We start from the raw sequence: 15,800 nt of genomic DNA on the forward strand, positions 1-15,800 counted from the left end.
GTTGCAAAATCAATATCAATCTATAATTACCTTGATAATTTCAGTGCGGTTATCACTTGATGCAAATCTTAAGAAGTACACGCCAGAAGAAAGCCCTGAAACATCCAAAGAGATTTTTTCTTGATGTTGAGAAGCAGTTTTAATTAAATGTAGTTTTCCATTAGTATCATACAAGCTGCAGTCCCATATTGCTCCTTTAGCATCCCACTCCACATTCAAAATTTCTGAAGCTGGCACAGGGTAAGCTTTAACACCTTCATTTACCATTTCTTCCATACCCTTCACTACATCAAATCTCAATGACTTCAATGTCACTTTCTTTACTTGATATACATCATTGGTAAGTTCATTTTGAGCAAAAACAACTATATGCATTGAATCATATTGCGCCGCTTCATCTGCTTTCCAAGAATAAGATTGAGAAAAGTTCGTTACCTCTGTTGAATTAATCCATTCAGATGTTAATCTAGTTCCTGCAGCGTCAGGAAGCATCGCTTTCAATGTATTCTCATAAGTAGCTCCTTGTATAACTTCATTCGGCATCACAATCGCTGTATGCAAAATTATTCCTCCAGATTCATCAGACAAATCAGCTTTCTTCAATGCATCAACTGATATTTCCAATATATTAGCATTAACTTTTACTGTTGCATTAATATCCAGAATAACTTCCTTCAATTTTCTTTGAGCGTAATTGGTTTCAGTCAATTCCTGACTACCGTCAAGTATCGTTTTTCCACCTTCGTTAACTTTATACATTAATGCCCGAGCACTTTCATCAACATTAGAAGAAGACCTTCTTGCATTAGCATTATTCGAGAAATTCAAATAGTTGATCGTAATACTCGAATTGTCAGCTCCAGCAACATTCAATGCAGGACTAACTTCTATTTCTTCACTCAAAAAGTTCTCAACAAGCAAGACTCTGTTTCTTTCAAAGATTCTAAAATCATCAAAAGCAAAACCATCAAATATCCCGCTTTGTATCGCTGATGTTGAGCTGGCAAATGCTATTCTAAACTGCACCAAATCTTCTTGATCGCAAGCAAGTTTCTGGATATCATCAAGTTGCTGCTTAGCGTCCAACCACTCTTTTTGACTATCTGTCGACCAACCTACATTTTTACCCGATTGCTCCCCTGGATCGCTTACAATACCTGTAGAGTTATACCAGTTCACACCCGTGCCAACATCTCCCAGCACAAGCCAAGAGCTTTCTTCCTGAGCATATCGATATTGCAGTACAGCTCCTTCCAAATCTTTAGCCAAGTCTGTCCAAACTCTTATCGCTAACATTGGCTGTGTAATCTCGCACAAATCAAACCAAGGAGACGAAACGGAAGAGCTCTCACTTTCATTATACGAAATGTTATTTGCAACTTTTGCTCCATCAGAAGTTGACCAAGCATTGTTTCCTGAATTAGCAAACCTTAGAGTATCCACTCCTTCAGGCAAGCCTAATTTCCAACTTGAGCTATCATTCAAGCCTAAATCTCCGCTATTTATCCAGTCCTCAGCAGATGAAGTCTCAAAATCTTCAATATAGGCAACATCATCCGTAGGAGATTTAACAGGATAAAACGCAATTTTCTTATCAAAATAGCTTACACATTCGGGACCTTCAGTACTTACTTTCAAATCTACATTATGAACACCTGCGCTAATACCATTCAAAGCTATTGTAGACAATGAAGTAATTTGATTATTGGAAATAAGATCGTCGTCAACTCTCCATTCCCAATTTACCTTAATTGACTCCACCACATCATCTGATAAGTATGATTCCATACCTTCCACTGTTCCCATATGAGAAATAGTAGCGGTAGGAAATGCTTTAAATACTTGTTTTTCCAAAGTAGAGTCAGCAACACATCCGAATTGATTAGTAACACTTAAAGATATATTAGAAAACTCCTTTACCTTATTTCCATCAAAACGGTATAAATGCAATGGATTAGCATAAGTGCCTTCAGTATTCGAGACCCCAATTATATTAGAATCCTTAGATTGGTTCTCAAACTTTTCAAGATTCAAGTCTCCAAAATTCAAAACGTAACTAAATGGCTCAACTTCATTGGAAATTCCTGTCAAAGCGAAATTAGCAAATTCGCCTTCGCAAAATCCATCCGTAATTCCGAATGACGGATTCGGTAGAGGATTTATAATCAAATCTGTAGAATCCGAAAAATTACATCCATATTTATCCACCAAGCCATAAAGCACTTTAAATGTACCCGAGCTAGGAGAGTCATATATAAACTTATTGTCAATTACTGGCACAGTCTCTATATCACCAGCATTGTTTCTAATATTAAACGAATCTTTCTCAGCGACAAAAGAATAGCTTGTTGCTCCTTGATATTTTGCCAAAGTCTTCAACTTCAATTCCACATCTGTATTCTGGCAATAACCATCCGCAATCAAGTCATCAATTTCAGCCTCAATAGCCGGCAATACAGTAAAAGGCAACTCACCTTCAATTAAACAACCTTTTTCAGATTCAATACCTTCATAACCAGGCAAACTATAACTATGAGTAAAGCCAAATATGATATTATCAACATGAATAGTCGGGTAAAGCAATATTCCATCAATCGACTTCTGAATTAAGCTTGCATAATCTTGTCCCAAATGATTCCCAGTTATATCAACTAAATCAGCGTTCAACGATAGCGTCTCAGATTCATTTTTTAACCCAAAAGTAATTTCATGATTATTGATATTGTCAAAACAAATTTGAATATCGTCAGTAGGGTCTGCATCTTCAAGGTTTACTAGCAGTTCTGGTCTTTTAACTAAAACAATCTGATTTGAAACACTGTCATAGCAACCCAATCTTTCCGCTCTTACTTTTATAAAATAATCTCCAGTCTCTAACAAGTGTATGCCTGGCAGCGTATAATTCACCCTATTTACTGCTAATTCAATGCCTTGGTCATTAAGATCCGAAATCTTATACCAATTATAAGTTGTTTGGTCAACAGTCTGAGGATTTTCTATTTCAAAATAGGCATCTTCATTGCCTGTACAATGAGCAAACTGACCTATGAAATTAGGTGTCTCAGGAATTTTATTTATTTGAACACTATTAAGCATTTCTAGTCGACATCCTTGCGGATCAATTGCTTTAAATAAATAATCCAGGGTAATATCCTGATTCGATTCTGATATATTCGTGTTTATCGTAACATGATCATCTGAACTCAGCCAATCCACTTCTTGATTAGAATCATCATTCTTATAGAAAAGAATTTCAGTCCCATCATCAAAGTATGAGTACTTTTCATCTGTCATTAAACCAAGATCTGTTAAATCAATTTGAGCATCAATCCCTCTACAATATGAATCTTGAATCACTGATGGGCTCAATTCAGGATATTGAATTTCAGCAAATGATTTATTAACCTTAAAAGAATAAGCTATTTCTACTGGATTATTATCTATAATTTCATTCTTAGTTGCTGAAACAATAAAATCCAAATCCCTTATGAATTTATCTTTTCGCAAATCCACGGCATTCACAGTATATGAAGGCTCACCATCTGCCAAATTATCATTTATATATTCCTGCAATTGAGATGATGTCAAAAGCTCGTTATTTACTTCAATTTCAAAATTAGTAAAGTCTGAGTCACCAACAGGTGATAACCTTAATACCTCGGAAGTTGGAATACAAAGAAGAAATTCCTTTAACTCCAATTTTTCACTTGCATGATCTTCAAAATTAAACACGCTATCTGAGCCAACACCATTAACAATATTTTTATCAATGCTAAAATCAAACTCACATTGTTTATCTCCACTAGTTTGCGTAAGTGTGAAATCAAAAGTAAACGTAGACTCCGAAGAAAAGTCAACTGTCTTAGGCATTTCAAACTCTTGGATGCCTTCATTAAAAGAAACTCCCTGAGTCTTACTAAAGTCTATATCATATTCATTGCTCCTATAACTCTCATTTACCCAAATAAGCATGTTGCTAACATAACTATCCTTAAAAAGCTCTATACCTCTTCCTGTATCGTTAAATAACTCTTCGAAAAAGTTGTCTGATAGTGCATTAGATTCTGAAGCCGGACTAAATGGAATTGTTATATATTCGCCTTCAACCGAAATAGCTTCTTCTCCTACTGTTGGCGATAGTACTTGAAAAGGATAATAAGAACAACCATTCCTATCAATACTATTAACCTCAACAACTGACCCTTCCTCAATTGTGTAGGTTAATCTATTTCCAAATATGCCCTCTGAGATTAACTCTTTTTTATCATTAGGGTTAGTTGCATCTTCAAAAACAATAGATTCAAATTCATGATTAAATTCCAATTTTATTTCTTCCCCATAAGCACAAATGTAATCTGGACTAAAAATAACATCGCTTATTGAAATGCTATCTTTTTCAGAGACCGTCAACTGAACAGACAAATAATCTGATTTACAACCATTTGCATCTCTAGTCGCTTGGATGTATATATTTACTGGTGAGGATGTTGGTTTATCATAAACCACTTCCAAATTATCTTCATTGAGCAATTCCGCAATATCAGCTATACCTAAAGAAGACTGATCATTAATTGTAGTGCCATTTTTATCAGAATACCAAGTGTATGAGTGTCCTTCTACTATATTAGGAGAGATCCCTACAATTTCATTTCCCTGACAATATTTATTAATAAAATCACCTTTTCCTTCCTCAAAAGTAACCTCTTCAGGCAAGGTATTGTCTGAAGATATATTTGTAGAAGCAATATTTTTGCTCTCGCAAAAACTGACATCGTCAATAGCGATAACTGAGTATTCGCCATCTTCAGTCACCTCAAAAGAACCTTTGCTAATAGCTTGCTCTTCCTCGCCCTTCATCCATTTATAAGAAACATCACTTTGTATATTGCTTACTTGCAATATTGATGATTGATTTTCACAAGTTAGAGAAACCGAACCAGCATCCAATAAAGGGTCATTTGGAATAATAGTATTTTTTTTCACTTCTACCTCTAACTCACCAACACATGAACTATACGATAAATTTTGGGCTTTAATCGTAAATATGTCTATTTTATCAACATTATCAGTCAATTCTTCAACAACTAAATTTGTTTGAGTATCTGAGCCTTCAATCGGAACACCGTTTTGATCCTCCCAAATCCAGCTATATTTTTCCGAAAAATTCAATTCTGGATTGATCGTAATTGACCTGCTAGTACCACAATTCAACTCTAATGGTTCTAGTTGTTTAAAGTTAAATGTTGGGGGATCTACAGAAATTAAAGTATAACTTTCAGAAAGAAGTTGCGATGTTCCAGAAAACACACTTATAAGTATCCTGCTAGCATCACTATCAACAACAAATAGACTATCCTTAGTTACTTCTTCATTATTATTATCAATTTTCCACTTATATGTGTAATCGCCATCTTCAGCCCCGCTAGCTCTTGCAACTAGAGTTAGCTGATTATCACCTGAGCAAAAATAAATATCTCGGCTTCGAGCTTCCCAATTCTCATGCTCCTTAATCCCTAAAGAAAATTCTATATTTTTATCACTTGAGGTTTTGGTTTCCGAATTATTATTTTGGTCAACAAGTGTAAACTCTAACCTGATAAGTCCGCTCTTTAATTCATCTATTACTCCCTCAAACTGTTTAGGTGTCTCATCAAAATTTCCAGTAATCTCTTGAACTAGTATTTCACTAGTTTCAGAGTGAGTAATTTTATAACTAAAAGTATATCCAACCAAACTAAGGTCATCCAAAGTCACAGTAAATCTATAACTTCCACTAGTTTGATCCTCAGAAGGTATTATTGTGAAATCCGAAATCGAAAATTCTGGCACTTTGTTATCAAAATCAAACTCAAAATATTTATCTGTGCCATTTTCTTGTTCATTTTCAGATGTATTTCCCGAAAAATCTTCCAAGTCATTATTAGACACCAATTTAAGTCGAAGTTTGCCTTCAAACTCGACACCATTTCCCTCTGATACTGTCAATGTCTTATTTTGAGTATCATAACTTTTAGCCAAATATATCGTCTGATCATTTTCATCAACTAAAGTAAAGTCATTGGTATTTGGTGTATTTGCTAAAACTTCGCTAAAATCAATATTGCTAATTATTCTAGGTCCTTTGATATCTCCACTCACACTCATATTATCAACATCAAGAGTCGGAGAAGTCTTATCTAAGACTATAGTGTATGTAATCGGACTTGCTAGCCAGTTACCAATACTATCTTTTAGATCTTCTCTACTTAATGTGAAGCTTTTTTCTCCGTCTACTAAAGCATCAACTTCATATTTAACTCTTTTACTGGAATTAGAAATCACAACATTACTTCCCCCTAATTCTGGAGATAATCCAGATGGAAAATCAGCGTTTATGATTTCTTCTTCAAAATTCAGAGTGATATCAAAATCATTATTCGTATAATACTTATTATCATTATTGAAGCTGAACGGCAAGCTCGTTGATGTTCCGATATATTCCAAACTCACACCATCAGGTGCTTGTGTAAAATTATCAACAAGTATATCAAATGGATAAATTACCGACTGTACAGGTACCTCCAATGCATTTCCTTGATCATCTACTATATTGTGACTATTGTTAAATGATATTTCATATATCTTCTCAGTATTAACTTTAGGGCTTAGAGTCACTTTAACCTCATTAACCAAAGTGTTTTCATTATTGACATCTATAGCAAGATTAAGATCAGTGTTATTATAACTAAAATCATCAACACTCAGCCCCTTAACTGATTCGGAAAACACAATCGTAAAACTTGAACTTCCTGGCTGATCCGTATTAGGCACAATATCATGAACAGTATAACTTTCAATTGAAGGGTTGACAGTTTCAAAGTTTATGTTGTTTATCGTATAAGATATATCTTCATTAAAGTTTCCTTCATCATCTTTCATGCTATTTTGCACTATCAAGATTTGTAGATCTCCTCCATTGTACTCTTTCCCATCAATCACAGACAACTCAAATGTAACTACAGGGTTATTTGAAAGGTCAAGCCCTGATTTACTGAATACAGTCACTGGATTATCATTACCATCCCTTAACACTATATCATCCAAACCAAAGCTGGCAACAGTTTCATTAAAATTTATAGTAATTACAAGCTTATCTCCATTTACATTATAACCTGCAGTTGTAATACTTGGCCCCTGATTATCAAAAGGTATATTGTTTATTTGACCCTGAGCCAAATTCCCTTGATCATCTTGTATATTATGACTGTTATCCAATGATAAATTAAATACCCCTTCAAAATATGAATTCATTTTAACGGTTACAAAATAATCGCCATCCGAACTTCCAATCTCATTATTCTTCTCTACATTTTCAATTGTCAATCCGTTATTAACACTAAAATCCGCAGCATTTATATTGTTCACATTCTCACCAAAACTTACAGGAATTATCACCTCTCGAGACAAGTTGGTATTAACATAGCTTAAGCTTTTACCTGCTGTTTGAGCCAAATTTGGTCTTTGACTATCAAAAACTATGTTGTTAGGGTATTGAAACCCATCTTTCAATTCAAACTCATTACCTTCAACATCCAGAATTTTTGCCCCATTCCCTACTTCGGCAACAGCCAACAACCTGCTTATTTCATCTCCTTGATTGTCTTGAGATATTGTAAATGTATAATTGTACCTGCCATTATCTTCAACTCCTTGAGATGGAGATGCCTTTGATAAATCTGTTAAATCAGATATATTAAAGCCATTAATTACAGATTGCAAATCCATCTCCTCAGAAAAGATCAAAGTAATAGTGGATTCCTTACTGGCACTTGAATAATTATGTTCAATTGATTCCAATGTCGGTCTTTCATTATCGAACCTTAATGACATTTGCTTAACAATATTATTTCCTTCCACCGCACCATTAGCCCCTTCACTATTCACATAATCCTTAATATCCGATAGACTTTTATCAACCGCGTAAGACAAATCAACCAACTGGCTCCCTGAAAACGTACCAGAGGTAAGTGTATATTTATACTTATTTACATTATCAATTTTTTCAGGTCCAGTTACTAAAATTCCATCCAAGGGAGAAATACTGAAAACATCATTAGGGAAATGGACTTCTTCAGAAAAAGTTAAAATAAATGTTCCTGTAGCGCTAGCTACATCATAATCTGATTCAATAGATTGCAATACAGGAGCTACATTATCGTAATACAATGTTGTTGACCCTAAGGAAGAAATAGCATTTCCCGCTAAATCAGTAACTTCAGTGCCACTTTTGATAACATAACCAATATTTCCTGTGTAAGCTCCTGCATGAGTTATCGTATAGTCATAATCAAAAGTATTTCCATCATTATCATTTCCATATGTCCATGAATCGCTACTATATTTACTCCCGTCTACATCAAATTCTATATTACCTAAGGTAGATGAATTCATCTCTTCAGAAAAAATGAATTTAACAGTAGTGCTATTCATTACGCCATTCTGATAAGAAAAGGCTTGGCTCATATCATCCAAACTAGGAGAATCAGCATCATAATTTGCTACATCAACATTTAACAGAATATAATCAGCATCATTCTTATTGCCATATTGATCTATTAGCTTCTCGTTTTTAACAGAAAGAGCAAAAGCATCTGCTTTGGTAAAATCCACCTCAATCTTAAACTCCGAATAATAATTATCTTCAAAGGAATCTTTATTTTGATTAGTAACTGGAGTATAATCATTATCAACCTTTACTGATACTTCATTAATACTTCCTCCATTATCAACTTCAAAATCATTATAGACATCTCCCTTAACAGGCTCGTCAAATGTGAAGTAAAAAATCGCCTTATTATTAATCAAATTTAAATTATACGTATTTCCCAAAGTGATAATAGCTTCACCCAACTGCGCTTGTTGCAAGACTGGTGCTGCATCATCATAATCCGTTACAGTAACTGAAAACAAAGTAAAATCCGAATCGTTTTTATTATTAAACTGATCTTTCAATTGGTCACTCGCCACAGATATATCAAAGCTAGCATTTTGTGTGAAGTCAATCGTTAATTGGAATTCTGAATAATAATTATCTTTATAGTCATTCTTATTTTGACTATTGACTACATTATAATCATTCCCTACTTTTATCTTTACGGATTCAATTTGACCTCCATTATTGATATTAAAATCGTTGTATACACTGCCTTTTACTGGTTCGTCAAATTTAATATTGAATATGGCTTGATTGTTTACCACAGAGACCGATGCTGGCGAGGTTATTTCAGTATCATCATAATAAATAGTTTCAACTACAGGGGCTTCTGTGTCATTAACCAAATAAATAACCTGATTGCCATTCTGAAAATAATTCCCTTCATTAACAAACTGATCGGCAGGCAGTGCGCTATTTGGCTCTATTGAGAATTTATTATAATTCTCCCCTTCAATAATGACAGATAAGGAATTTCCATTGTTTCCTAAAACATATTCTACCTTGTTATCATTATTATCGTATAACTCATACCCAGTAACAGAAGACTCTGTAGTATATAAATCAAAATCACCATCATTATTAAAATCACCCACTTTTAATATAATAGGGGGAGGCACAGGGTCATTATCATTTGAGTTTCCTCCAGCCAAAGCTGATAGGATACAACATTGAAAAAACACAAACGTCACAATTCGACACCATTGTAATAGAATATTTCTGTAGTCCTTGACTTGCATATTTTCTGAAATTAAATGTGAAACCATAAACCTTAAAAAACTTACTCTTGCACCGTAGCCGCCGTTTCAGCCGCCGCGTCAAACTGTTCTTGGGCTTTACCAGCAATCTCCGTAGCAGGAGCTGCCTTGTCCTCAAACCATACCGTCACTGGCGTGATCATCAAAGCGATAAGCTTGCCTGCCATCGTAGGCATCTTCTCACCTGTTTCTAAGTATCTTGCGACTTCTTTTACTTCCTTTCCATTGGATGTTAGCTTATAATAACAGCCTAAATCCATCCCAAAATAATTCTTGCTCTTGGATTTTTTCTTAACCTGCTCCAAAGCTATAGCTCTAAACAGCATATCTTCGAATAATTCGGAAACTTCAACTAAATTATCCGACTTGTGATCTCCTCTTAGTATAGACATGCTTCCACCATCAACAATAGCAAAATACCACTCTTTCCTATGCTTTAAGGCATAGACCTCATAATCATTGCCATTGGATGTTTTACCGATGTAACTAGCTTGATAAGAATTGAAAACTTGCTTTACATCTGCTTGGTCCTCGCCGCCATTAGCACGACCAGCATTAACCTCAAACAGAGGCAATAACAGAACTATCAAAGTCATATAAATCATGTAAACTATTCGCTTTGCCATGTCTTGTTTTTTTACTTTAAGCATATCATACCCGTACGATTGACTAATGTAACGAAAATAAATAAAACAAAATATTTTATTTTTTTATCAACAATAAAACCCCCTGTAATAAAATGCTCAAATTTAAACTTGCAAATATTATGGCATTTGTAATAAATTTATGCATAGCAAAAAATTAAGTGCGCTTGAAATTTGAAAGCAATAACAGCTTCATCAAGGTCCTTTGCGACCCAACAATGCACACAAAAACTGCGACAACAACTAAAAAATTGACACTTACTAGACAAAACTATATTGTGAGAAAAATTTTCATCTCATATTTTCAAAAAGCGAAACATTTTGACGCATGTAAGTTTTCAGGCGTTTTTGCACTTTTTTTCGCACTTTTATTAGCCAACCCTTTCGGAGCAATTGGGCAAAATGCTAATAATGAAGGAAAAGAGCCTTCGCAAATTGTAAGGAAACTCAATGAGATAGTAGACTCCAAGAATCAAAATAAAGTGCTAACAGACTCTTTGACGCAAATCAAGGCTGAAGCAGTGAAAGCTAAAGATAGCTTGAGCCAAGAGTTAGCACAAAAGGATAGTATATTGCAAGAATATATCCGAGAAGATTCGATTTTTGAAAATACTGACGCCAAGTCACTGGCGGTCATGGAAGATACATCGGCTTTTATCAACAGAAATCAAGAAATAAAACAAAATACTCCAAAAAAGTACAAAAGGTTGAAAGGCGAATTCGCTTGGGACGAACAAAATGCGATAACAGAAATCAATGCTTATAAAAAGCTTCATGAACTAGACAGTAATTTTAGAGTATTCGGTTGGCATCCATACTGGATGGGATCGGCTTACAAAAGCTACAACTTCAGCTTATTATCTACTGTTGCATACTTTTCATATGAGGTCAATCCACATAATGGAGATTACAAGTCTATTCATGACTGGGAAGAAACAAACCTTGTCGACTCTGCCCACATGTACGGTACTAAAGTATTATTGAGCGCGACACTTTTTGGCAAGAAAGACAATCACTTGTTTCTAAAAAATATAAAAGCCCAAAAAAGATTCATCAGTCAAATTGGCTCTCTAATCATGCTCAAAGAAGCCGATGGCGTAAACATTGACTTTGAAGGGATAGGCTCGCAAGATTCAAGAAGACTGACTAATTTCTTAATTGACTTAAGCACAAGTATTAAGAAATTAAATAAAGATTTTTCGGTTACGGTTGCTCTGCCTGCGGTAGATCAACACCATGTTTTCGATGTGAAAAGGCTAAATGAATATATTGACCTTTTCATTATCATGGGTTATGAATACCATGGAAGCACAAGTGGAGTTGCAGGGCCTGTTTCGCCAATTGAAAGTGGAAACACTTGGTGGCCATTCAATCTAAACACTTCAGTGGACGAATTTCTTTCTAAGGGAATCGTGCCTAAAAAGCTTCTAATGGGATTGCCATATTATGGGTCGGAGTGGATCACAAGCGATCTTCAATTCCCATCAAAAGTGGAACGATTTGTCAAAAACCCTACCTACAGGGAGTTGAAAAGAAAGTTTGGCACTGAAAGTTGTTGTGTTGAAGAAGTAAGTAAAAGCCGTTTTCATGCTTTCAGAGGTCCTAATAATGAATATCACCAAGTATGGTATGAAGACAGTGCGGCTTTAGCCTTTAAATATGATTGGATCAAGCAAAAAGAAATAGGAGGGATTGGTATCTGGGCGCTGGGATACGATAATGGCCACGATGAACTATGGAAATTATTGGCTGAAAAATTCGCGGTGAAAGAAGAAGAGAAGAAAGCGGTAGCCTTATCCATGCTAGGAAGAATTCGATCTAGGATTTATTACTTTGCTTTAATGGTTATTCGAAATCCAAAGAGCTTGCTGACAAATCCAAGACCTCTATTCTTCTTAACGGCAAGTGTATTTGGATTTAGCTTAATGGGGCTAAGTATGTTATTAATTTGGGGCCATCGATTCGGAAAATTCATAAACTTTTCATTCAAAGGCATTACGATCACATTATTCATTATTATGGCAATTCTCTTATTGCTGAATATGGATTATTTAGATGTGACCAAGACACTATACCTTATTGGAGGAATAGTGCTCGGTATGATTTTGCTGTTGATCATCGGCTATAGATTTGTTAGAGAGCGAGATCTCCCTTAACATATCTTTTTATCGAAACTGAATAATGATTTTTTTAAAATAAATCTTATGCTTAGACAGGTACTTGAATTTACACAAGGAGAGATCAACGACTATCTCAATAACAGGTTCGGTCTTACCGAAGACGCTGTTATATGTTCGAGCATAGTCGACAGGAAAGGCGAGCCGGTGCTTGAAAGCGACGAAAATAAAATCGTGGCGAACATAGTCCATCTGGAACAAGAATTCACAGCGCCATCAAGTACTGTTAACATGAGACAAGCTCTTGTTAGAAAATTAAATTTCAATGTTTATATCATGTTTTCAGCTTGTTATGAAGGAACTGAAAACTATTTGGAAAGCGTAGAACATCTTTCAGGCGTGCTTGAGTTTTTTCAAGCCAACCCTGTTTTTTCGCATCAAACACACCCCAATTTGGATAAGGTTCTCCATAAGGTATCATTTGAATATCATAATATCGATTTCCTAAAGTTATCGAATATCTGGGGGCTAAATGGTGGAAAATACTATCCTTCGCTATTATTCAAAGTAAGAACTGTAAGCTTCGCGGCTGATGAGATTGTTCCTGTCAGCAAAATCGGAGGTATGGCTAGCAATCTTCTTGAATCATGATACATCTTAGTTTTAAATATAACCAAATCTTCGGTGTCAATATGGCCCACGACTTCTTTAGCGACAGAAGTCCGGATAATGTCAATTTGACCTTAGCCAAAGAGAGTGAGTTCATTTGCCAAAAACTCGGTCTATCAGTTCATAAGACCAAAAATGGCCTTGAATTCTTAATGGACAATGCCAATAAGGAAGTTATGGTTCAAAGGTTAAAGCGGTTTGGAATGTCAAAGCTTATCATACTCGCTTATAACAAAGATCCATATTTCTACAACTATACAGATATTGATATGAACAAGGGACTTCCGTCTATGTATTGTTCAAGCGAGAATGCCTCTTCAATCGATGTCACTGATAGTCATAAAATTGAAATTAAAAGTTCTTGCAAGCTTCAGCTCAAGGACTCTCCTTACAGTGTGGATATTGTAAAAAACGGAGGAGGAGAGCAATCTTGGGAAAAAACGGTTAGCGAAGGAAATACGATTATAAACCTTTCCCCATACGGAAGCGGTAAGTATGAAATCAAGGATAATGGGCAGACTGTAGACAGCTTTTTTTATTGCGAATCGATAGCAGGCACAATCAAGCCTTTTTTGGTAATGGAGATTTTCATTAAAGACCTCCAAGATCAAATCAACGATATTCTTGACAAGTCTGCAGAACCAAAAATATATAACGTAAACTTCAAAAGTAGAAAATCAATCTGGAGATATGTAATAGTAATGAAGAACTCCAATTTCGACGACCTTTCCATCAAGTTGGAAGATGAATCTGTCAATTTCGAAAAAAAAGAAGATTACTTTAATCAACAAATTAAATTCAAGCATATGGCCTTCGAGTCGAATGAACAAATTCCATTCGCGGACAGCTCGAGCTTTCAATTTAAGCTTATCAACAATGAAGCGGACAATAGCGGTTGCCTTTTCAACGCCTTGCCTCTTCCTTCTGCTAAGCAATTGACATTCGAGCAAGGCCAAGCAGTATCAGAAATAATTGTAATTATATAACCAATCTAAAACAGTACAATTTTTATGGCACAAAACTTAGCTACACCAGGGGTTTATGTAGAAGAGAAAGCCGCTTTTTCAAACTCTGTGGTTGGTATACCTACAGCTATTCCAGCGTTTATAGGCTATACCGAAAAATCGATGAGAAATGGCCAAACTTTGGTCAACGAGCCAATCAAAGTTAGCTCGCTTAGAGAATACACTGAAATCTTCGGAGGCGGTCCTCTTAACACTTTTGAAGTTGTTGAGTCGACTAATGCTGACGGTTCATTCGATTTCGAGGTAGACAGCTCGAAGTTCATATTGAACATGTCAACTACTCAGCGTTTCTTGATGTACGATAGCTTGCGTATGTTCTTCTCCAATGGAGGTAAAGATTGCTACATCGTCAGTGTTGGAGCTTTCTACAAGACTACTACTAAAGAAGTGCAAGAAGGTGGAAAGCCTGCTAACAACGCTGGAGGTAAAGATGCTAAAGACGCGAAAGCTGGTGGCCAACCTCAAAAGAAAACTGTAGAAGTTAAAGTTCCTGCTCAAATCAAGAAAAAAGAGCTAGAGCAAGGAATCAACAGTTTGATCGGCGAAGAAGAGCCAACTTTATTGGTTGTTCCTGAAGCAGTGATGCTAGAAGAAGCTGAATGCTACGCTGTACAGCAAGCTATGTTGATGCACTGCGGTGGAAAAGAGAAAAACAGATTCTCTATTCTTGACGTGCACAATGGTTTCTTGAAAAGAACTGAGGATGCTAATGATGTAGTGACTAAATTCCGTGCTGGAATCGGTACTAACTTCTTGAACTTTGGAGCTGCTTACTATCCATGGGTTGCAGGTACAGTAGTTGAGTCTGACGAAATCGGTTTCGACAACATCAAAGACCTACAACAACTAAAAGAAATCCTTAACAAGGAAGCTGCTTTCCTTGGAGCAGGAAACCAAAGAAAAATCAGCGAGATTCAAGCTGAGGTTGCAAAAATCGGAGCTGAAGGTACAGACGAAGAGCAATTGGTTCAAACTCTTACGACTAACAGCCCTGCTTTTAAAAACCTAGTAAAGAAAATCAAAGACAAGCTTAACTTGCTGCCGCCTTCTGCTGGTATGGCTGGTATCTATGCTTCAGTTGACTCAAATGTTGGTGTATGGCAAGCTCCTGCCAACGTAAGCTTTAGCTCAATCGTAGGTCCTTCTGTTAAGTTGACTAATGATGATCAAGAAGACCTTAACGTTACAGTAAGCGGTAAGTCGGTTAACGCTTTGCGCGCATTCATTGGTGAAGGTACTATCGTTTGGGGTGCTCGTACTCTTGACGGCAACAGCAACGACTGGAGATATATCAACGTTAGAAGAACATTGCTTTACATCGAGCAATCGATCAAGTATGCTTCTAAATCATATGTTTACTCTCCTAACACATCCAACACTTGGGTACTAGTGAAAAGTATGATCAACTCATTCTTGAATGATCTATGGAAAGCTGGTGGTTTGGTAGGAGCTAATCCTAACGACGCTTACCAAGTAGAAGTTGGTTTGGGCAGCACAATGACTCCTAACGATATCTTGGAAGGTATCATGAAAGTAACGGTTAAAGTTGCGATCAGTAGACCAGCCGAATTCATCGTATTGACATTCCAGCAAAAGCTTCAGGAATCTTAATAGCC

The 15,800-nt window shown here is 35.9% G+C and carries 6 protein-coding genes; 4 read left to right on the forward strand and 2 right to left on the reverse strand.

Annotated elements, in window-relative coordinates; all coding sequences use genetic code 11:
• Nucleotides 1-15: 15 nt before the first annotated feature.
• Both AABK36_RS19730 and AABK36_RS19735 read right to left on the reverse strand, forming a co-directional pair.
• Nucleotides 16-9,711: a T9SS type A sorting domain-containing protein gene (locus tag AABK36_RS19730; RefSeq protein ID WP_309936893.1), complete on the reverse strand. Its 9,696-nt coding sequence runs from the start codon at nucleotides 9,709-9,711 to the stop codon at nucleotides 16-18.
• A gap of 41 nt (nucleotides 9,712-9,752) precedes the next feature.
• Nucleotides 9,753-10,355 carry a hypothetical protein gene (locus AABK36_RS19735; RefSeq protein WP_309936894.1) on the reverse strand — a complete coding sequence of 201 codons (603 nt, stop codon included), beginning with the start codon at nucleotides 10,353-10,355 and terminating at the stop codon, nucleotides 9,753-9,755.
• 185 nt (nucleotides 10,356-10,540) lie between these two features.
• Here AABK36_RS19735 and AABK36_RS19740 point away from each other — a divergent pair, with 185 nt between their 5' ends.
• Genes AABK36_RS19740 through AABK36_RS19755 form a run of 4 tightly spaced genes read left to right on the forward strand, consistent with a single transcriptional unit; the run spans nucleotide 10,541 to nucleotide 15,795 of the window.
• Entirely contained in the window at nucleotides 10,541-12,529 is a 1,989-nt protein-coding gene (locus AABK36_RS19740; RefSeq protein WP_309936895.1) for a glycosyl hydrolase family 18 protein, read from the forward strand.
• A 48-nt stretch (nucleotides 12,530-12,577) separates the two neighbouring features.
• Nucleotides 12,578-13,141, forward strand: a complete 564-nt coding sequence (locus AABK36_RS19745; protein ID WP_309936896.1) for a Pvc16 family protein — start codon at nucleotides 12,578-12,580, stop codon at nucleotides 13,139-13,141.
• Nucleotides 13,138-14,145 (forward strand): hypothetical protein, encoded by a 1,008-nt coding sequence (locus tag AABK36_RS19750; protein ID WP_338390302.1) that lies wholly within the window; start codon nucleotides 13,138-13,140, stop codon nucleotides 14,143-14,145. The genes AABK36_RS19745 and AABK36_RS19750 overlap by 4 nt, the downstream gene beginning before the upstream one ends.
• Before the next feature lie 24 nt (nucleotides 14,146-14,169).
• Nucleotides 14,170-15,795 (forward strand): phage tail sheath family protein, encoded by a 1,626-nt coding sequence (locus AABK36_RS19755; protein WP_309936898.1) that lies wholly within the window; start codon nucleotides 14,170-14,172, stop codon nucleotides 15,793-15,795.
• Nucleotides 15,796-15,800 lie beyond the last annotated feature (5 nt).

The organism is Aureibacter tunicatorum, assembly GCF_036492635.1.
GTDB lineage: Bacteria > Bacteroidota > Bacteroidia > Cytophagales > Cyclobacteriaceae > Aureibacter > Aureibacter tunicatorum.